This window comes from Gorillibacterium sp. CAU 1737, assembly GCF_039888655.1.
In the GTDB taxonomy this organism is placed as follows: Bacteria; Bacillota; Bacilli; order Paenibacillales; family NBRC-103111; genus Gorillibacterium.
The window spans coordinates 66,958-85,001 of record NZ_JBDQQO010000014.1; the positions used below are offsets into that span (position 1 = coordinate 66,958).

18 protein-coding genes are annotated in these 18,044 nt (G+C 55.9%); 13 read left to right on the forward strand and 5 right to left on the reverse strand.

Annotated elements, in window-relative coordinates; all coding sequences use genetic code 11:
* Nucleotides 1-190 precede the first annotated feature (190 nt).
* The 3 genes from AAFN83_RS20785 (at nt 191) to holA (ending at nt 3,113) form a co-directional block, all read left to right on the forward strand.
* Nucleotides 191-739 (forward strand): RNA polymerase sigma factor, encoded by a 549-nt coding sequence (locus AAFN83_RS20785; protein WP_347772963.1) that lies wholly within the window; start codon nt 191-193, stop codon nt 737-739.
* Nucleotides 736-1,908 (forward strand): anti-sigma factor family protein, encoded by a 1,173-nt coding sequence (locus AAFN83_RS20790; RefSeq protein WP_347772965.1) that lies wholly within the window; start codon nt 736-738, stop codon nt 1,906-1,908. The genes AAFN83_RS20785 and AAFN83_RS20790 overlap by 4 nt, the downstream gene beginning before the upstream one ends.
* Nucleotides 1,909-2,126: 218 nt before the next feature.
* Nucleotides 2,127-3,113 carry a DNA polymerase III subunit delta gene (holA, locus tag AAFN83_RS20795; RefSeq protein WP_347772967.1) on the forward strand — a complete coding sequence of 329 codons (987 nt, stop codon included), beginning with the start codon at nt 2,127-2,129 and terminating at the stop codon, nt 3,111-3,113.
* Nucleotides 3,114-3,261: 148 nt separating this feature from the next.
* Here the strand turns inward: holA and rpsT are convergent, their stop codons facing one another.
* Nucleotides 3,262-3,534: a 30S ribosomal protein S20 gene (gene rpsT / locus AAFN83_RS20800; RefSeq protein ID WP_347772969.1), complete on the reverse strand. Its 273-nt coding sequence runs from the start codon at nt 3,532-3,534 to the stop codon at nt 3,262-3,264.
* 164 nt (nt 3,535-3,698) lie between these two features.
* Here rpsT and gpr point away from each other — a divergent pair, with 164 nt between their 5' ends.
* The 4 genes from gpr to AAFN83_RS20820 all read left to right on the forward strand — a co-directional run bounded on the left by gpr (nt 3,699) and on the right by AAFN83_RS20820 (nt 7,665).
* The gene (gene gpr, locus AAFN83_RS20805; protein ID WP_347772971.1) at nt 3,699-4,697 is read left to right on the forward strand and encodes a GPR endopeptidase; all 999 of its coding nucleotides are present in this window, start codon (nt 3,699-3,701) and stop codon (nt 4,695-4,697) included.
* Between the two features lie 197 nt (nt 4,698-4,894).
* Nucleotides 4,895-5,668: an HAD family hydrolase gene (locus AAFN83_RS20810; RefSeq protein WP_347772973.1), complete on the forward strand. Its 774-nt coding sequence runs from the start codon at nt 4,895-4,897 to the stop codon at nt 5,666-5,668.
* A 212-nt stretch (nt 5,669-5,880) separates the two neighbouring features.
* Nucleotides 5,881-7,176, forward strand: coding sequence for a stage II sporulation protein P (gene spoIIP / locus AAFN83_RS20815; RefSeq protein WP_347772975.1), 1,296 nt, complete (start codon nt 5,881-5,883; stop codon nt 7,174-7,176).
* Between the two features lie 3 nt (nt 7,177-7,179).
* The gene (locus tag AAFN83_RS20820) at nt 7,180-7,665 is read left to right on the forward strand and encodes a hypothetical protein (RefSeq protein ID WP_347772976.1); all 486 of its coding nucleotides are present in this window, start codon (nt 7,180-7,182) and stop codon (nt 7,663-7,665) included.
* Here AAFN83_RS20820 and AAFN83_RS20825 read toward each other — a convergent pair.
* Genes AAFN83_RS20825 through AAFN83_RS20840 form a run of 4 tightly spaced genes read right to left on the reverse strand, consistent with a single transcriptional unit; the run spans nt 7,646 to nt 11,706 of the window.
* Complete coding sequence (locus AAFN83_RS20825) at nt 7,646-8,740, reverse strand: GerAB/ArcD/ProY family transporter (protein ID WP_347772978.1); 1,095 nt, start codon at nt 8,738-8,740, stop codon at nt 7,646-7,648. The genes AAFN83_RS20820 and AAFN83_RS20825 overlap by 20 nt on opposite strands.
* Before the next feature lie 5 nt (nt 8,741-8,745).
* The gene (locus AAFN83_RS20830; protein WP_347772980.1) at nt 8,746-8,997 is read right to left on the reverse strand and encodes a hypothetical protein; all 252 of its coding nucleotides are present in this window, start codon (nt 8,995-8,997) and stop codon (nt 8,746-8,748) included.
* 10 nt (nt 8,998-9,007) lie between these two features.
* Nucleotides 9,008-10,183 (reverse strand): Ger(x)C family spore germination protein, encoded by a 1,176-nt coding sequence (locus AAFN83_RS20835; RefSeq protein ID WP_347772982.1) that lies wholly within the window; start codon nt 10,181-10,183, stop codon nt 9,008-9,010.
* 5 nt (nt 10,184-10,188) lie between these two features.
* Entirely contained in the window at nt 10,189-11,706 is a 1,518-nt protein-coding gene (locus tag AAFN83_RS20840) for a spore germination protein (RefSeq protein ID WP_347772984.1), read from the reverse strand.
* Nucleotides 11,707-11,872: 166 nt separating this feature from the next.
* On the opposite strand from AAFN83_RS20840, the gene lepA reads away from it, so the two are divergent.
* The 6 genes from lepA to AAFN83_RS20870 form a co-directional block, all read left to right on the forward strand.
* Nucleotides 11,873-13,687 carry a translation elongation factor 4 gene (gene lepA, locus AAFN83_RS20845; RefSeq protein WP_347772986.1) on the forward strand — a complete coding sequence of 605 codons (1,815 nt, stop codon included), beginning with the start codon at nt 11,873-11,875 and terminating at the stop codon, nt 13,685-13,687.
* A 22-nt stretch (nt 13,688-13,709) separates the two neighbouring features.
* On the forward strand, nt 13,710-13,952 hold the full coding sequence (locus tag AAFN83_RS20850; protein WP_347772988.1) for a hypothetical protein: 243 nt from the start codon (nt 13,710-13,712) through the stop codon (nt 13,950-13,952).
* On the forward strand, nt 13,949-15,103 hold the full coding sequence (gene hemW / locus AAFN83_RS20855) for a radical SAM family heme chaperone HemW (protein WP_347772990.1): 1,155 nt from the start codon (nt 13,949-13,951) through the stop codon (nt 15,101-15,103). The genes AAFN83_RS20850 and hemW overlap by 4 nt, the downstream gene beginning before the upstream one ends.
* Before the next feature lie 173 nt (nt 15,104-15,276).
* Nucleotides 15,277-15,747, forward strand: coding sequence for an N-acetyltransferase (locus AAFN83_RS20860; RefSeq protein ID WP_347772992.1), 471 nt, complete (start codon nt 15,277-15,279; stop codon nt 15,745-15,747).
* A 165-nt stretch (nt 15,748-15,912) separates the two neighbouring features.
* The gene (gene hrcA, locus AAFN83_RS20865) at nt 15,913-16,941 is read left to right on the forward strand and encodes a heat-inducible transcriptional repressor HrcA (RefSeq protein ID WP_347772994.1); all 1,029 of its coding nucleotides are present in this window, start codon (nt 15,913-15,915) and stop codon (nt 16,939-16,941) included.
* A 32-nt stretch (nt 16,942-16,973) separates the two neighbouring features.
* Nucleotides 16,974-18,044, forward strand: a 1,071-nt coding sequence (locus tag AAFN83_RS20870) for a TCP-1/cpn60 chaperonin family protein (RefSeq protein WP_347772996.1), incomplete at its 3' end; no start/stop codon positions are given.

An 18,044-nucleotide genomic window follows, 5' to 3' on the forward strand; every position in this document is an offset into this window, starting at 1 on the left:
CTACAAAGCTGCTTTGAATTTGTGGAAAAGTGAGCCCCATGGCAGGGAATCGGGCCTTGGCGGAGAAATAGAAGGAGGGTGCTTGCGCCCATTTTGGTGAATCAAGAGGAGTTCCCCGATTTGAAATAAAAAAATTGCAACCTTTTGAACGCATACTCCGTCTGAGAGTTTGCAAGAGAGGAGGACCTCCGTGGTAGCGCCTGAAACGCTCAAGGCGGCACAAGCGGGAGACCGCGATGCACTCATCACTCTTTTGCGGGAAATTGAACCGCATGTCTATAAGACGGCTTACTATTTGTTAAACAATGAGCAGGACGCCATGGATGCCTCCCAGGAAGCCTTAATTCGGATTTATCAGAAGATCGGCACCTACGAGGAGCGAGCCCTGTTCAAAACGTGGGTTCAGCGCATCGTGACCAATATCTGCATCGACAAATTTCGTCGGACCAAGCCCTCCGTCTCCATTGATGAACACGAGATGGTGTTTGCGTCGGGGCAATTTGTAGAAGATGAGGTTATGGCCGTCTTCGCCCAAAAGGACATTATAGAAGCCATCGACAAGTTGCCGGTCCAGCATCGGACCGTTATCGTCTTGCGCTATCTGCATGATTTCAGCTATGCCGAAATCGCAGATTCGCTGCAGCTGCCCATTAACACCGTCAAGTCCTATTTGTTTCGGGCGAGGCAGCAGCTGCAGCAATACCTCCAAGATTATCAGAAGGGTGGTGTTCGGGGATGAGTTGTTCCGAAGTGATGGAACTCATGCAGAGATACCTGGATCACGACCTGGCCGAGATGGAACAGCAGCGCATGGTTTCGCATTTCAACCACTGCCCCGAATGTGCGTCCATGTTCGAACGGCTGCAGCAGCTCTCCGACGGGCTTGAGTCGCTGCCGGACGTTCGGCCTCCTTTCAGCATCGTGGACTCGATCCTGCCTCGGCTGGATGAGCTCGAAATCGAGAAGCCGGTTCCCGCCGCTTCTCCTGTACCCCAGGAGCCTCACGAGAAGGTGCTTCCGCTGCGCAAGCGGCGGCCTCATCCTCGATGGGTGTATGCCGGAACGGCCGCAGCGGCTCTCTTTGTCGGTGCGTTTTTGTTCCAGACACTGGGGCCCGGAGGGAACACCAACACGAGCGGCAAAACCGCGCTCGATGTCGTGACACCTCCGCCGGTTGCACAGGTGGAATCCAAGGGCGGAATCGTGCTGCCCGACAAAGTGTCCGACGAATCGGGGAAGGAGAGCAAGGCCAGTCCGGCTCCTGCTGAGGCAGGGAATCAAGGCGCTCAAACCTTCCTGATGACCCCGAGCACGGCAGATTCTTCGCCGTCGTCCGAGAACCTGAGCATAGGAACTCAATCCGGTACCCCGGATTCCGAAAGCTCGGATCTCTTGAGAAAGGGAATGCCGACGTCGCAGGAAGATTCTCCAAAAGGAATCACATCTTCGATCGCCATTAACCGCGACGAGAAGGCAGCAGACGATACCCAAAGCCAACCGCCTTCGTCGTCCCTTCCTTCCGGGAATGCTTCCTCCGGGGCGACCAACTCTGGCACGGGAACGTTTATCCAGCCAGGGGAAATCACCCAGAATGATTCGTTGGGGGAGAAGGAGTCGTTCGGCTCGAATTCGGGCGGCGGGTTGTTCCTCGGCGGCAACATCGATGTATCCCGCATCGCTTCCCCCAATGCGAAGTACGTGGCTGTGGTGGAAAGCCAGCGGGTCGTCATTCGGGACAGCAGCGGAGGGACGGTGTTCCAGTCTCCGGTTCAATGGGAGGATTCCGATTCGGTCCAGTTGACGGAGTGGGCCAACAATTATCAGTTGCTCTACGTTGTGAGCAAAGGAAACGGAAGCTACTACGAGTACATGATCGACCTTGCACTCAAAAAGGAATTGACCAAATAATCTTCCGGGGATAGGCTTCCGGCTGCATCATTTGGCCATGGGGAGAATATGCTAGCGTAAGTGGGAACAGGCCCTCGGCAACCCGCCAAGGTGTTCCACCCCAGTTCCCGTGTTTCTAGGGCTCGGGCGGGGTGTTCTCATAAAGGGGCGGCGTGCCGGAACAACGGCACGCCGCTTCTTTGTGTTATAATGAGCCTGATGGAACGGATGTGCCGAGAGTGGCAGAGGAAAGTTCCGTGCTGGTTTGCTACGGCACAGAAAAGTTTTTGAAGGACGAGTATATAAGTCGGCAGATGGAGAAGTGGGTAGACCCGGAGCTTCGCGATTTTGCCCTTATTCGATATGATTTGACGGAGACCTCGCTGGACGAAGTGCTGGATGAGGCGGAGACGGCTCCGTTTCTTGCGGAGCGGAAGCTGATTCTTGCGAGCTCCGCGCTGTTCTTCACCGGCGCGAAGGATACGTCCAAGGTGGAGCATCGAACTGACCGGCTGCTCGCGTACTTGAGTGCTCCCGCGCCGTATACGAAGCTGATTCTGACCGTCGATGCGGAGAAGCTGGACGAACGGAAAAAGCTGGTGAAGACCTTCAAGGAGAAGAAGGCGATCAAGCCGTTTGCCCCTTTGTCGGCAGAGGAACTGCCCGGCTGGCTGGAGCAGCGAGCGAAGAAGCATGGTGTCACCTTCGAGCGGACAGCCGTGGAACGCTTCCTGCTGTTTACCGGCGGCCAATTGCAGGCGATGGACGCGGAGTTGGCCAAGCTGGCCCTCTATGCGGGAGAAGGAGCGTCGATTGATGTCTCCACCGTGGAGAAGCTCGTCGTGAAAAGCGCGGAGCAAAATGTCTTCCTGCTCATGGAGGATATCGTACGCCGCAGGCTGGACAAGGCGATGGATCAACTGCATGAGCTGCTCAAGCAAAAAGAGGAGCCGATCAAGCTGGTGATGCTCATGGCTCGTCAATTTCGGCTGATTTTGCAGGTGAAGGATCTGTATGCCCAAGGATACTCCCAACAGCAAACGGCGACTCATCTGGGTTCGCATCCTTATCCGGTGAAGCTTGCAGCCGAGCAAGGGAGATCTTATCATCAAGATCAACTGAAGCGGATTTTAACCGAGCTGGCCGATCTCGATTACGCCATGAAGACGGGACGAGTCGACAAGGTGTTGGGGCTTGAACTGCTCTTGCTCAAGCTGGCAGCTTGATAGATGCTTCGCTTATTTTGCTAAGAATATCCGTAAGTTTTTCCATCTCACTGGAATAGGAGGGGGCAGCCTTCAGGCTCGCTCCCTTTTTCTATGCTGAAACGCAAACGGACCGCCCGAGGGCGGTCCGAACCGGTGGTGATGAAGCTTACGCTTGAGCATTCAGAGCGTTCAGTTTCTTAGCCAGACGGGATTTCTTGCGGTTGGCGGTGTTTTTATGGATCAAGCCCTTCGTAGCGGCTTTATCGATCTTCTTCGTCGCCTGTACCAAAGCTTCTTTAGCGGAATCCACGTTACCGGTGCTGGCGGTGTTCTCAAAAGTCTTGATAGCCGTACGCAGGGCGGACTTTTGGGAAGCGTTGCGCAGACGGCGGGAATCGTTCGTCTTTACGCGTTTAATAGCGGATTTAATGTTCGGCATCACGTTCACCTCCTACTCGAAAAACCATACCATTTGCATATGGTTGACAACTTTAAATATTTTATCATGGCCCATTTCAAAAAGCAAGAGTTGGAATGAAAGCAGGTATAACTCCCTTGCGATTTCACACACTAACGGCATGTAAACCCAAGGGAGGGATCGGGATGGAAAAGGACATCATCTACATGGGCAGTACGGACCTCGCCCTGGAGGCCAACGAGCTGGCGGCCCGGCGCAGAGGGAACGCGGTGCCGGGGATCAACCAGCACGTGCACGAGGAGGACGGGATCAAAACAACGGTCCTCGACATTGAAACGGCAGAAGCGGGCCGCTCCATCGGCAAGCTTCCGGGTCATTATGTAACATTGGAAGTTCCCGGCCTCCGCCGAAAGGACTCGGTCCTGCAGGATTTGGTAGCCACCCGCTTCGCTGGGGAATTCGGAGATTTTCTGAAGCGCATCGGCATCGATCCGGATGCCAAGGTGCTTATTATCGGATTGGGCAACTGGAATGTCACGGCCGATGCCCTTGGCCCCATCGTGGTTGAGAACGTATTGGTCACCCGTCATTACTTTCAGCTCATGCCGGGGCAGGTGGAATATGGGTATCGCGAAGTGAGTGCGATCGCGCCCGGCGTGCTGGGGACAACGGGGATTGAGAGCAGCGAGATCGTCCAGGGCATCGTGGAGAAGACGAAGCCGGACTTGATCATCGCCATCGATGCGCTCGCCTCTCGTTCGCTCGACCGGGTGAACACGACGATCCAGATCGCCGATACCGGGGTACATCCCGGCTCTGGCATTGGCAACAAGCGCAAGGGGCTCACCAAGGAAATTCTTGGCGTTCCCACCATTGCCATCGGCGTTCCCACGGTGGTGTATGCCTCCACCATTGTGGACAACAGCATCGACCTCATGGCGGCCCACTTCCGTAAGGAAACCCAGAGCTCGGATAAAATCCTCGGCATGCTGGACAAGCTGACGGACCAAGAGCGCCTCCTGCTTGTCAAAGAGGTGCTGGACCCGATTGGACAGGACCTGCTCGTGACGCCGAAGGAGATCGATCAATTCATCGAGGACATCGCCAACATTATCGCGAGCGGGCTGAACGCTGCCCTCCATGCAGCAGTGGATTCCGACAATGTAGCGGCCTATACGCATTGACAGACTGGCTCTGCAGGAGGCCGGGAGTGCAGCGGAGAGCGCTTCTCGCCTCTTTTTTTTTGAGCGTCAGTTTGATATAGTCAGGAGAAAACCAACCGGTCTTCGATTAGGAGCTTGTCTGCAACCCCCATGAAGGGTTCGAATATCAGGTTTGCAGACACGTTCTTGGAGCACGGATAGAGAGAGGGGGCGCGAGCATGTTATCGCAGAACATCCTGTTTGACATGGACGACACGCTCAGCCATTGCAATATTTACTTCGATATGGTCATCGACCAATTCAGCGACCAACTGACGACCTGGTTTGCCGCTTATTCCCTTACCGCAGACGCGGTCAAAGACAAGCAATATGAGCTCGATACGGCAGGGGTTATTCAACAGGGGTTCACGGAAGACCATTTTCCCATCTCGCTGGTGGAAACCTACCGCCATTTTTCCAAAATGACCGGTCGTCCCGAGAGCGAAGAAGAGGTGGAAGGACTGCTGGCGTTAGGCAAGTCCGTCTATGACCGGAACGTGGAGCCTTACCCTGATATGGTGGAAACCTTGACCGCCCTTCGTGATCAGGGACACCGGCTGTTCTTGTATACGGGCGGGGTGGAGTCGATCCAGAAGCGCAAGGTGGAGACGTTAAGGCTGGGGGATTTCTTCGGGGAGCGGATCTTCATTCGCCAGCACAAAAACTCCGCTGCGCTTGAAGCCATTCTGAGCGAGAACGGCTTTGACCGCGCTCGAACCTGGATGGTGGGGAATTCCCTGCGCACGGATATCTTGCCTGCCCTGGAAAGGGGCATTAAAGCCATCTATGTTCCCGCTATCCGGGAATGGGATTACAACATTGTGGAGCTGACGACCAAACCGCCGGGCGCTTATTTTACGGTGCCGACGCTGAAGGATGTTCCCGGTACCGTCGAGAGCTACTTGAACGGTGATGCCGAACTTCCGGCATCGGCGAATGTTCCGGTGAAGTAAGCCGATTCTTTTTCTGTTTTCCTGCATGAGCAGACTTCGTCGCTTCATTTACTAGGCGCTTGTTCTTCAAACCCCGGCTCTATTGCGGTGTGTTCGAAGAAGAAGCGCCTTTTTGTCATGCGCGGCAGGTTCTATTCGATAGAAGAGATTCATAGAGTCTAGTAAACAGGAAGAAGCGACTCTCCCTGAAACTCTCGATCGGAGGCTCCCCCATGAAATGGACTTCCTTTACCCTCGACCTCAGCCGAATCCGAAAAGGATGGCAGCGCTTCTGCGCGATGCTGAGGACCATGGGCACCCTCGTCCTGTGCACGTTCGTCTTTTTTCTATTGGTTGGACTGGCCGCTATGGCCAGCAGCAAGGTGGACCGCGCCCCGGTGTCTCCCGTGAAGGGATGGGCCGCTGCGATCTCCAACGCTTTTTTCATCGACGCTATCGGACAGGAGATCCCCCATCTGCAAAAAGACGCGGAAGCCTCCTCCTTCAGCGGATCCAGCATGATCAGCTTCGCCTTCCGACTCTTGACCGATATCAATCCGAAGGACCCCCGAACCTTTCTGGCGAGAGAAGTGCCCGGTCTGAACACAGACAAAGCCATCCTGCTTCGAAAGTCGACAGGGGGCGCGGACGATCTGAGCGGTCCCGAGGATTATACGCCTTCGCAGGGAGCAGGCGATGATCATGGAACGGATGCTCCTGACCCGTCCGGCTCTGCAAGTCCCGTAGAGCCTTCCGATGCGCCAACGGATCCCGCTCCGTCAACCTCCACTCCGGCACCAAGCGAGGCTCCAGCGAAGACCGCCTCTCCTCCTGCGGAGACCAAGGAGGAGCCTTCTACAGATGAAAAGCTGGTGCTCATCTATTCCTCTCATAACCGGGAATCCTATCTTCCCAATCTGCCCGGCGTTAATGATCCCGACAAGGCTTACAGCTCCAAAACGAACGTAACGCTTGTCGGAAAGCGCCTTGCAGCCCAATTGGAGCAGCGCGGAGTGGGAGCCGTTGCTTACAATACGGACTACAGCAGCGTGGTGAAGGATTTCAATTATATCTACTCCTACAAATACTCCAACAAGACGGTCAAGGAAGCCTTCGCTGCCCATCCGAACATCCAATTTGTCTTTGATATTCACCGGGATTCACTCAAGCGGGAGAAAACCACGGCCACGATCGACGGCAAGGATTACGCTCAAATCTACTTCATCATCGGACAGCGCAACCCCCATTGGAAGAAAAATGAGGAATTTGCCGCGCAGGTCCATTCGTTGCTTGAAGAAAAGATGCCGGGGCTTTCACGCGGCATATGGGGGAAGACTCCGCATGAGGGGAATGCCGAATACAACCAGACGCTGTCGGAGAACAGTGTACTCGTCGAGATCGGCGGACCGTACAATTCGCTGGAGGAATGCTACCGCACGGCGGATGTGCTCGCAGCAGCGATCTCCGAGATCGCGAAGAGCGCAGTGAAGGCCGATGCGCCGCAATCCTCAAACGGCAAGGAGGGGTAACAGATGCGCAGATGGGGAAAGACAGGCTGGATTCTGCTGCTCATCGGCTTCGGCATCTTTTTCGGCATCGACCAAGCTGCGAAGCAGCAAGGGGAAGACCCGGCAGCGGTGCATCAATCGTACTGGCCTCGAGCGGCCGGTGAGAAAGCAAATGGGCCGGAGGAGCCGAGCATTCCGGCGAATGCGAGCCGTCTTCCAGGCGAGGGCTCGTCGGGCGGGAGCGGCTCCGCTGCTGAGAACCGCCCGACGACCCAAGAGCCGCCGCGATCGACTGGAACAGCAGCGAACGGCGAAACGGTGCCGATCCGGGCAGCGGCCGCGGGCCTCAGCCCGGAAAAGGCGGAGTGGGGGGAGCCGACCCGCCTGGAATCCCGTTCTTCGGATTCCTTCCTGAACCGGCTCGGCAACAAGCTTGGTGAAGCGGTGCGGGGATTCTTCTCCGCTGTCGTTGGGTGGATTGTCGACTTGTTCAACCGCTTGCTCGGTTGATAAGCCTTGCAGGCCACAGCAACAGCAGAGTGGGAAGGACCAACCCGTTTGTAAGATCCCACAGGGTCCAATAGGGATCAAAAGTAAACAGGTAATACTGGATACTTGGGGCAAAGAGCACGGACAGCCCGAACAGGATCATCCCGATCGGGAAAATCAGAGGACGAAATTCCTTGAGCTTGAACAGCTGCGCGGTTCCTAAAGCAGTGGCATAGGAGTAGAGAACGCTTTTGAAGAAACTGCTAATGAGCCAGGCCCCCGTCAACATGGCTTCGATGCGTTGTAGAAAGTTTCCAATGTTGATTTTCTGTGCGAGCACATAAGAGGTGTAGATGGTGCTTTCGGTGTTAAAGGATCCGAGAACCAGAAGAGAGAAAAGCAGCATCATGCCGATTAAGGCGCCGCCCATCGCTGCGGAGAGGATTATGTCTCGACCCAAGTGCGGCTGACGGTTGACGAACGGGAGAATCATGCTGATGACGACCGCCTGCCCGAACGGGTAAGAGACCACAACCATGATGGCGTGGATCAAGGGAAGCGAGCCTCCTTCAAAGACGGGGAGCAGGTTTTCCGCTTTTACCTGAGGGAGCAGGCACAGCCATATGATCAGCGTGGACAGCAACAGCAGCGGGAAGAGAATTTCGGCGGTGCGGGCGATGACTTCAAGTCCGCAATAGATCCCCCATAGCAAGAGCGCAATCAGCAACATATGAATGGCTCTCAGCGGTGTGTTTGTAAAATATTGCGTGGCCAGAAAATCCCCGGTCTCTCGAATGAGAGCAGAGGTCGTTACGTAGAAGAAAAAGAGATACCACACGGACAACAGCGTTCCACCCCATTTTCCGAGGGTCGCTTCGATGATCTCCAGGAGGGTCTTCCCCGGGTGCTTGAGCAGCAAGCGATAGTAGATCCAAATTTGCCCCATCCCAAAGGGAAGTCCGAGAAAAGCGGCAATCCAGGCATCCTGCTTCGCGATGTTCGCCAATACGGTTGGATATAGAAGGATGCTCTCTCCTACAACGACCAGAAAGATGAGCACGGCGGCTTGCCGGGTACTAATGCGTCCTCGCTCCATCCTATTCAGCCTCCCCAAGTTGGAAGCAATCGGCCAACCCATTGACTTATAGGCTCATAGAGCCATTTGATCAAATAAAGCGGCGACAGGTTATCCGCCAGAGCTAACCCTTCGAGGAACAGCCAGGTGCCAACTGCTAGAAGAAGGACAAAGACTGCCGCCTCTTTGCGCAGCTTCTTTCTCACCAGGCTGGGCAGGTGGATCATGGCGATCACCACGCTGGTCAGAAGAGAAGAAAGTACTTGCATGGTGTTCATGGGGGCACCCTCACTTTCCGATAAAGCTTTCGCTTGTATTTCCAATTCGTCGGACCTGATTGTCCACTTGATAGACGACTTCTACGTCGGGAAAGAGAGCCGGCCAATTCTGCGCCATGCTCTTCCACGCTTTGGGGTTTGTTTCATGGATCAGCTTCCCAAAGCCGAAGATGTCGGCTTGAAACCGCCTTTGTGCGGCATCTTGTGCTTTTCTCATTACAAAGATGGTGCGTTCGTTGCACTTTTTTTCAAGCTTCGCGATCTCTTCGGGCTTACTCAAATCCAGCGGAACACGAAGGATCTCAGTGATCGTATCGATCATCTTCACACGAACATGAACCACAGGAGTCTTTTTGGACAGGGAGACCTTTTTTTTCGTTGTCGTCCGGAGCACCCTAAGGGAAATTAATCCGTTATTCTCAAAGGTAACGTGGCCCGTGCTGCTCTGGACCAAATTCATGATGTAGTTGTAGCCCCTGCTCTCCTGCTCATTCAACCAACCGACCAAGCGATCGCCTTTTATGACCCCTAGCCCGGTTAACTTTATAAGAGGAGGGCTCCGGGAATCCTTCTGCTGCAGCTCGAGGGCCGGAAGAACCGGTTCGACGCCCTCCGTCGCAAGCTGCTGAGCCAGTTTATCGACGGTAACTTTGGCGGAGACGGCCCAATTATCCGTTGTAGTCAGAAGGTTCGAATAGAGGGAGTTGGCGGGGACGCTCTCAAGACGGGATGGAACACGCAGCAATTCTTCCGCTCGATGTTCCTTCGCAATGGCAATGAAAAAATCGCTCCGGACGGAAGGGTGTCTCGTCAGCATTTCCACACTCTCGGTAATGCCGTTTCGTGCATATTCCTCGCCAAGAATCAGCATCCGCAGCTGGGAGATGTAAATTTCACGAGGACTCGTTTGCGAAAGCTTCTGAATGGCTTCAAAGAGAGTAGGGGCAGTAGAGGTGTAAACCACCACTGTATTCCCATTGTTGCTTTGTTTTGATTTGACGCTTGACGGAATCACAACCTGTGCAGAGACCTTACATTGATCCTTCTCCTGATCAATCCCAAGGGCAAGGACGAGGCTAATGGCGTTTAACTCGCGGCGATCCCAGCAACCGGCGGCAAACAAAGAAGTGAAGATAAGAACCAGGATCAAGAGAATCATTTGGCCCGGTCGGCTCCCTTTTCCCATCCCGTTTACCTCCTTCTCTTTCTGAATAATTGACGGCGAGTATTCTGCACCTGGTTAGAGACGGGACGCATGCTCATGCGAGGCCAATTGATTCGAAAGATCGTGTCCTTCAGATCCTCTTTGATAAAGGGCCCTAACGGGCTCATATAGGCGACACCGAATGAACGAAGCGAAGCCAAATGCATCGTTAAGGCGATGATTCCCATCAGGATCCCCACGATTCCAAATGAGGCGGCAAGCAGCATGAACACGAAGCGCAGCATCCGAACCGCAATGGACATGTTGGCTTGCGGAATGACATAAGTGGAGATGGCGGTGAGGGAAACGACGATGACCATCGCCGCTGAGACAATTCCCGCCTCCACGGCGGCCTGTCCAATGACCAGAGTCCCCACGATCGAGACCGCTTGACCTACCGTTTTGGGAATGCGAATGCCCGCCTCGCGCAGGATCTCATAGGTAATCTCCATGACCAGTGCTTCAATAAAGGCGGGAAAAGGGACGCCTTCCCGCTGCGCGCACAAGCTGATAAGCAGATTGGTGGGGAGCATCTCCTGGTGATAGGTGGTGATCGCGATATACATGGCGGGAAGCAACATCGAAATCACAAACGCCAGGAAGCGAATGATACGGAGCAAAGAGCTGATATCCGCCCGTTGATAGTAATCCTCAGGACTCTGAAAAAACTGAGTGAACAAGGTAGGGACGAGCAGGACAAAGGGAGTTCCGTCTACGAGAATGGCTACCTTCCCCTCCAGAATGCCCGCCGCCACTGAATCGGGTCTTTCGGTATTGAAGATGGTGGGGAATGGAGTGAGGGTCTGGTCCTGGATTTCTTCCTCGATGTAGCCGCTCTCGAGAACGGAATCGATGTCGATCTGCTCCAATCGCCTTCTCACTTCATTGACCAAATCGGGATTAGCCAGATGGCTCAGATAGAGAATGGAGACATTTGTCTTCGTCACGCGGCCGAGCTGCCTGTTCTCTAACCACAAGCGAGGGTCTCGGATGCGTTTTCGAATCATGGATACGTTCGTGCTGAGGTTTTCCGTAAACCCCTCCATCGGCCCTCTCACAACAGATTGTGAGGATGGCTCTGTTACATTCCGTTCCTTCCAGCCCGAAGCGTCCACCCACATGGCTTGGGTATGCCCTTCCAGGAGCAGGATAGCGTGGCCGCTTACCAATTCATGGAGCAAGTTGTCCATGGATGAAAACAGGCCGGTCTTTGCCGCCACCAGTACTTGTTCGTTCAGAAAGGCCCAGGAATTGGAATCCTGGCCGCCTTGCTCCTGAGGGAACCTTGCCCCGAGAAGCGAGGTCAGAATGGAATTGTGAAGGCGATCGTGGTCCACGAGGCCGTCCATATACAAGAGCATCAACGGCAGGGCTCCGTTGTACTGAATGGTTCGATGAACGAGATCGTGGCTGTGTCCGAGTCTCTCGTCGATGACGGCCAGGTTCTTTGCCAACTCTGCTGAGATCTCGTCAGGAGAGGGGGCAGGGGAGTCCTTTTCGGGCATATTGCATTCCTTTCCCTAGAAAGAGTAGAGGTATGTAATTATTGGGTATGATGGGGTAAATCCCCGAACAATATTCGTTAGGAAACGGAAAGGGGGGCGATCCATTGCTGTCCCTCGTGCAAACTGCTATACTTATTCTACTTGTGACTTTTTCGGAGGCTTGAGGATGGCAGATATTCGGCAACGACAGCAAAAAATCAGAAACTTTTCGATCATCGCCCACATTGACCACGGCAAGTCGACGCTTGCTGACCGCATTCTGGAATTTACGGGAGCGCTCTCTACCCGCGAGATGCAGGAGCAGGTGCTTGACCAGATGGATCTGGAGCGCGAACGGGGCATCACGATCAAGCTGCAGGCGGTGCGCCTGACGTATAAAGCCGATGACGGCGAGGAATATCTACTCAACCTCATCGACACGCCTGGACACGTCGACTTCACCTATGAAGTGTCCCGCAGTCTGGCTGCCTGCGAAGGAGCGCTTCTAGTTGTCGATGCCGCTCAAGGGATTGAGGCGCAGACACTTGCGAACGTGTACCTGGCGCTCGACAACAACCTGGAGATTCTGCCGGTCATTAACAAGATTGACCTTCCGAGCGCGGAGCCGGAGCGCGTGAAGAACGAGATCGAAGAGGTTATCGGACTCGATGCGAGTGAAGCGGTGCTGGCATCCGCGAAGGCGGGCATTGGCATTAAGGAGATTCTCGAGCAGGTGGTCACCAAGGTGCCGCCTCCAAACGGAGACCCGGACAGCCCGCTCAAGGCCTTGATCTTTGACTCCCACTATGACCCTTACAAAGGCGTAATCGTCTATGTCCGCGTGATGGACGGCTCAATTCGTTCGGGTTCCAAAATCAAATTCATGGCAACCGACAAAACCTTCGAGGTCATCGAAGTTGGAGCCTTCAAGCCGCGCATGACCGTCGTAGATGAGCTTGCGGTTGGCGACGTCGGCTTCATCGTTGCTTCCATTAAGAACGTCAAGGATACACGGGTAGGGGATACCGTCACCGACGCGAACCGTCCTGCTGCCGTAGCGCTTCCCGGCTATCGCCGCATCAACCCGATGGTGTTCTGCGGATTGTATCCAATCGAATCGACGGACTACAATGACCTCCGCGACGCCCTCGAAAAGCTGGAGCTGAATGATGCTTCGCTCCGCTATGAGCCGGAGACATCGACGGCGCTGGGCTTTGGCTTCCGCTGCGGGTTCCTCGGACTCCTGCATATGGAGATCATCCAGGAGCGGATCGAGCGGGAATTCAACATCCCGCTGATTACGACCGCGCCCAGCGTTATCTACAAGGTAACGCTCACGAACGGTGAAGTGATCGAGATCGACAATCCCTCGAACTACCCGGAAGTGGGCCGGATCGACCATGTGGAGGAGCCGTACGTCAAGGCCGCCATCATCGTGCCCAATGACTTTGTCGGAGCGATCATGGAACTGTGCCAAGGCAAGCGCGGCGAGTTCGTCAACATGGAGTACCTCGACACGAACCGGGTCACCTTGACCTATGAGATGCCGCTGTCCGAAATCGTCTACGACTTCTTCGATCAGCTCAAGTCGAGCACGAAGGGCTATGCCTCCTTCGATTACGAGGTATCGGGCTACAAGACCTCGAACCTCGTCAAGATGGACATTCTGCTTAACAACGAGCAGGTGGATGCCTTGTCCTTCATCGTCCACCGCGACCGCGCCTACAACCGCGGGCGGATCATCTGCGAGAAGCTGCGGACGCTCATCCCCCGCCAGATGTTCGAGGTGCCGATTCAAGCGGCCATCGGGCAGAAGATCATCTCCCGTGAGACCGTCAAGGCGATGCGCAAGAACGTTCTTGCGAAGTGCTACGGCGGCGATATCTCCCGGAAGCGGAAGCTGCTCGAGAAGCAAAAGGAAGGCAAGAAGCGCATGAAGCAGGTCGGCAGCGTCGAGGTGCCGCAGGAAGCGTTCATGGCCGTGCTCAAGATCGACGAATAGGCGATGGAGGGGCGGACTTTGCTTGCGGACCTTGTGCGCTAAACAGGGTGCGGTAAGCAGCACAACCCCGCATCGTTGTGGAGAACCCGCAACCGATGCAAGCTGGATAGAACTCCCCAAGGAGCAAGTGCCATTCCCGCGTTCCTCGCTTGCCGTCGATGAGACGGTTCGTGCGGGGCATGGGGATGGACCGGCTCCTTTTTTGACGAGAATGGCGAGAGGGAATGGTAAGCGAATCGAAACCGAACAGGAGGAAGCGACATGACTTGGCCGGAGATGACACCGGAATCGGTGTATTTGCATATTCCGTTTTGCACGAACAAGTGCCACTACTGTGATTTTAACTCCTACGTGCTGAAGGGTCAGCCGGTTATGGACTATCTGGACGCCATGGAGAGGGAAATGGAGCGAACGGTTCGCGCCATCCCCCCTGGCCGGATTCGCACCTTCTTCGTAGGCGGCGGTACGCCTACGGTGTTGACCCCGGAGCAGATGGAGAGCTTCCTGAAAAGAGTGGCGGCGTACTTCCCGGACCGAACGGAGGACGTAGAGTTTACGATGGAGGCGAACCCGGGGACCGTTGACCCGGACAAGCTGGCGGCGATGAAAGAAGGCGGCGTCAATCGCGTGAGCTTCGGCGCACAATCCTTCGACAATGCGCTGCTGGAACGAATCGGCCGGATTCATGAGGCGGATGATGTCATTCGCAGCATCGAAAACGCTCGGGCAGCGGGCTTTGAGAACCTGTCGATCGACCTCATGTTCGGGTTGCCGGGGCAGACGCTGGAAATTCTGGATCGTTCCCTGGATACCGCGTTGTCGCTCGACCTGCGGCATTATTCAATCTACGGATTGAAGGTAGAGGAGAACACCCTCTTCCATACCCTGTACATGCGGGATCGCCTCCCTCTGCCTGCCGAGGAGGAGGAAGCCGCGATGTTCGGCCGCATCATGGAGAGGCTGGGAGCGGCGGGGTACGAGCAATACGAAATCAGCAATTTCGCCAAGCCGGGCTATGCGAGCCAGCACAATTGCGCCTATTGGGAAAACCGAGCCTATTATGGCATTGGAGCAGGGTCGCACGGGTATGCCCGCGGGGAGCGGCATATGAACATCAAGGGAGTCAATCCTTACATCGAAGCGAGCAAGGAACGTCTGCCGAGGCTGGAAACTTCCTCGGTATCGAAGCGCGAGGCCATGGAGGATTTCATGATGGTGGGGCTCCGCAAGCTGGCCGGTATTCGCGATGTTGATTTCCGCGCTCAGTTCGGGGAATCGTTCCGGGATGTCTTCCGTTCCGCGATCTCCAAGGAGGAGACGCTTGGGAGACTCGTCGCCACCGAGGATGGGTATCGGCTGTCGGATCAAGGAATCTTCCTTGGAAACGAAGTGTTCGCCGAGTTCATTGGCGAGTAAGGATTAATGTACAAATATTCGACCTAACGAGGATAGAAGGCGGTTCTTGCTCATGCAAGAATCGCCTTTTTGTAACATGACACGACGTGAAAAAAATCATAAAAAACCTGTTGTTTATCCATACATGATGATGTATATTTATTCATAACCTTTACGAAGCGGTGGTGATGGCCATGACGACGAGTACCGTCGCATGCAGACAGGCGTCGGAGCAAGATCTGGATCAATTGGTGAACATTATTGAGGGGTATGCCCGCCAGGGGATCATGCTGCCGCGAACGAAGGAGATGCTGCGTGCCTCGCTTGACACGTTCGTCGTGGCGGAGGTAGATGGCAAGCTGATCGGCTGCGGTTCCCTGTGCCAGCTCGGCCCGGACCTGGTGGAGATTCGTTCCCTTGGCCTCTCCGACGGGTACAAAGGGCAAGGCATCGGACGAAAGCTGGTGGAGACGCTTGTCGAGCAGGCGAAGGCGGCAGGCATTCCGAAGGTGATGGCCCTCACGTATGAGGATGAGTTTTTCCAAAGAGTCGGCTTTGAGGTTGTGGAGAAGGAGATCTTTCCCGAGAAAGTCTGGAAGGATTGCGTGCACTGCTCCAAGCAGCATTGCTGCGATGAGATCGCTGTGCTGAAGTCGTTGATATAAGCGCCATTTGGGAGGAGAATTGCGGGAAACGCCTCCTCCCTTTGACTTGACAACCGCCCTTCACGGGTGGTATTTTTGTATTGTTGATTAGCACTCGTTGTTTGTGAGTGCTAACGAGTCGAAGGCGCACAGCGCCCGACTTACCTTTTCAAGGAGGGAACCCGAATGTTGACGGAACGCCAGCAGTTGATTTTGAATGCGATCATTGATGACTACATCGGTACGGCGGAGCCTGTCGGGTCCCGCAGCTTGTCGAAGAGGGGCGACATTAAATTCAGCCCGGCTACGATTCGCAATGAAATGGCGGATTTGGAGGAGCTGGGGCTTCTGGAACAGCCGCACACGTCGGCTGGCCGGATTCCATCGAACAAAGGCTATCGGTATTACGTCGATCATCTAATGAATTATGGAGCTCTTTCGAGCCATGAGCTTTCGGTTTTGAGATCCTTTTTTGCCGACCGGATGTCGAAGATGGAGCAGATCATTCAGCAAGCGGCTTCGATCTTGTCGGGACTGACCAATTACACCTCCATCGTCCTTGGACCCGAGGTGTTCAATACGACATTAAAGCATCTTCAGGTCGTGCCGCTGAACGAGCGGACGGCGGTGGCCATCATCGTCACGAATACGGGGCGGGTGGAGAATCGCACCGTCGAGATTCCGGAGGGCGTCCCGATCGGCGAGATTGAGAAGGTCGTCAATCTGTTGAACGACAAGCTGCGCGATGTGCCGCTGCTTCATTTGAAGTCGAAGCTCTACTCGGAGATCGGAGCAGAGATGGGACGCTACGTGAACGGCTATGAGGAACTGCTCGGCCTGCTGGAGAATGTCTTCACTTCCAAAGAGGATGAAGATCGCATTTTCCTAAGCGGAGCGACGAACATTCTCAATCAGCCGGAATTCAAGGACGTCGACAAGGTGAAGCATATCTTGGATCTGCTGTCGGAGGCGCCGATCCTCATGAGGATGATCTCCCCGCAGACCGAGGGCATTCAGGTGCGAATCGGCTCGGAGAACGGCCTCGCGGCCATACGGGATTGCAGCTTGATCACTGCCACCTATTCGCTGGAAGGCAAGACGATTGGAACGATTGGAATCCTGGGACCGACCCGGATGGAATATGCGAAGGTGATGGGCCTTCTGGACCACCTGTCCAAGCAACTGCCGACCGTTCTCGGTCGCTGGTACGCTTGAGTCCTGCAAGCCGGAGAGGAAGAGAAACGTTCATGGATGCAACGAAATCGGGCGCTCGGGACGGCGATGAGCGTTTCGCCGCCCTCCTCAACAATGCCTCCGCGATCCGAGCGGTCTGCTCGGCCGTTGAAGGCACGCTTGGTCCCAAGGGACTCGATACGATGCTGGTCGGCCCGGACGGCGACGTCCTGATTACGAACGATGGGGTAACCATCCTCGAACGGATGGACGTGACCCATCCCGCGGCGCGTCTGCTCGTGCAGGTCGCTCGCTCCCAGCAGAACGAGATCGGCGACGGCACGACGACCGCCACGGTCCTTGCCGGAGCGATGGTGGCGGAAGGCGCTGCCCAGGTCGTGAAGGGCGTACCGGTGGCGAAGGTCGTCGCCGGTATCGAAGAGGGGGCACAGCTCGCGGCGGAATGCATCGAGGCGAGCGCCGTTCCGGTGAAGGGCCTGGATGATCCGATGCTGCATCGGATCGCATACATAGCGGGAAGGGAACAGGCGGACCTCGCCCGCCTCGTCTTGGAGGCAGCCCGCCTGGTCGGTACGGAGCGGCTCATGGACGATCGCTTTCGCTTGGCCGCTGCGGTCCTGCCGCTGGTCGGGCGCAGCGAGGTCGTCCCGGGCCTGCTCCTCGCCAAGAAGCCGGCTGGCTTCTACGGCCGGCAGGAACCGGCGGGAGAGGGCGTCCTCATCCTGATGGACGCACTTGAGCCGGAGAAGTCCGCCGAGGAGTCGCTCGGCACCGAGGCGGGCTACCGCGAATACGCGGAAAGCCGCGAGCGGTTCCGTGCCGAGCTCCTGCGGCTCGCGGAGCTCGGCGTCGGCCTCATCGCGGCCGACCGCGGCGTGGACGCGGAAGCGGAGCAGTTCTGCGCCGACCGCGGCATCATGGTGCTGCCGCGGCTCCCGCGCGCCGAACTCGCGCGGCTCGGCGACTACGCCGGCGCCGTGCCGGTGCGCCGCGCCGCGCTCGCGAAGTCCGCGGCCGACCTCGGCCGCGCGCTGGGCCGCGCCCGCCTCGCGTACGACCCGGCGCATGGCCGCGTGCGCGTCACCGCCGGCGCCGGACGCCCCGCGGTGACCGTCGCCGTCGGC

Bases quoted from the DNA above. Each gene is read 5' to 3' on its own strand.
- hrcA (WP_347772994.1), top strand. From the start codon at position 15,913: ATGTTGACGGAACGCCAGCAGTTGATTTTGAATGCGATCATTGATGAC.
- AAFN83_RS20810 (WP_347772973.1), top strand. From the start codon at position 4,895: ATGTTATCGCAGAACATCCTGTTTGACATGGACGACACGCTCAGCCAT.
- spoIIP (WP_347772975.1), top strand. From the start codon at position 5,881: ATGAAATGGACTTCCTTTACCCTCGACCTCAGCCGAATCCGAAAAGGA.
- hemW (WP_347772990.1), top strand. From the start codon at position 13,949: ATGACTTGGCCGGAGATGACACCGGAATCGGTGTATTTGCATATTCCG.
- AAFN83_RS20860 (WP_347772992.1), top strand. From the start codon at position 15,277: ATGACGACGAGTACCGTCGCATGCAGACAGGCGTCGGAGCAAGATCTG.
- AAFN83_RS20830 (WP_347772980.1), bottom strand. From the start codon at position 8,997: ATGAACACCATGCAAGTACTTTCTTCTCTTCTGACCAGCGTGGTGATC.
- gpr (WP_347772971.1), top strand. From the start codon at position 3,699: ATGGAAAAGGACATCATCTACATGGGCAGTACGGACCTCGCCCTGGAG.
- AAFN83_RS20835 (WP_347772982.1), bottom strand. From the start codon at position 10,183: ATGGGAAAAGGGAGCCGACCGGGCCAAATGATTCTCTTGATCCTGGTT.
- AAFN83_RS20820 (WP_347772976.1), top strand. From the start codon at position 7,180: ATGCGCAGATGGGGAAAGACAGGCTGGATTCTGCTGCTCATCGGCTTC.
- rpsT (WP_347772969.1), bottom strand. From the start codon at position 3,534: ATGCCGAACATTAAATCCGCTATTAAACGCGTAAAGACGAACGATTCC.
- lepA (WP_347772986.1), top strand. From the start codon at position 11,873: ATGGCAGATATTCGGCAACGACAGCAAAAAATCAGAAACTTTTCGATC.
- AAFN83_RS20840 (WP_347772984.1), bottom strand. From the start codon at position 11,706: ATGCCCGAAAAGGACTCCCCTGCCCCCTCTCCTGACGAGATCTCAGCA.
- AAFN83_RS20790 (WP_347772965.1), top strand. From the start codon at position 736: ATGAGTTGTTCCGAAGTGATGGAACTCATGCAGAGATACCTGGATCAC.
- AAFN83_RS20825 (WP_347772978.1), bottom strand. From the start codon at position 8,740: ATGGAGCGAGGACGCATTAGTACCCGGCAAGCCGCCGTGCTCATCTTT.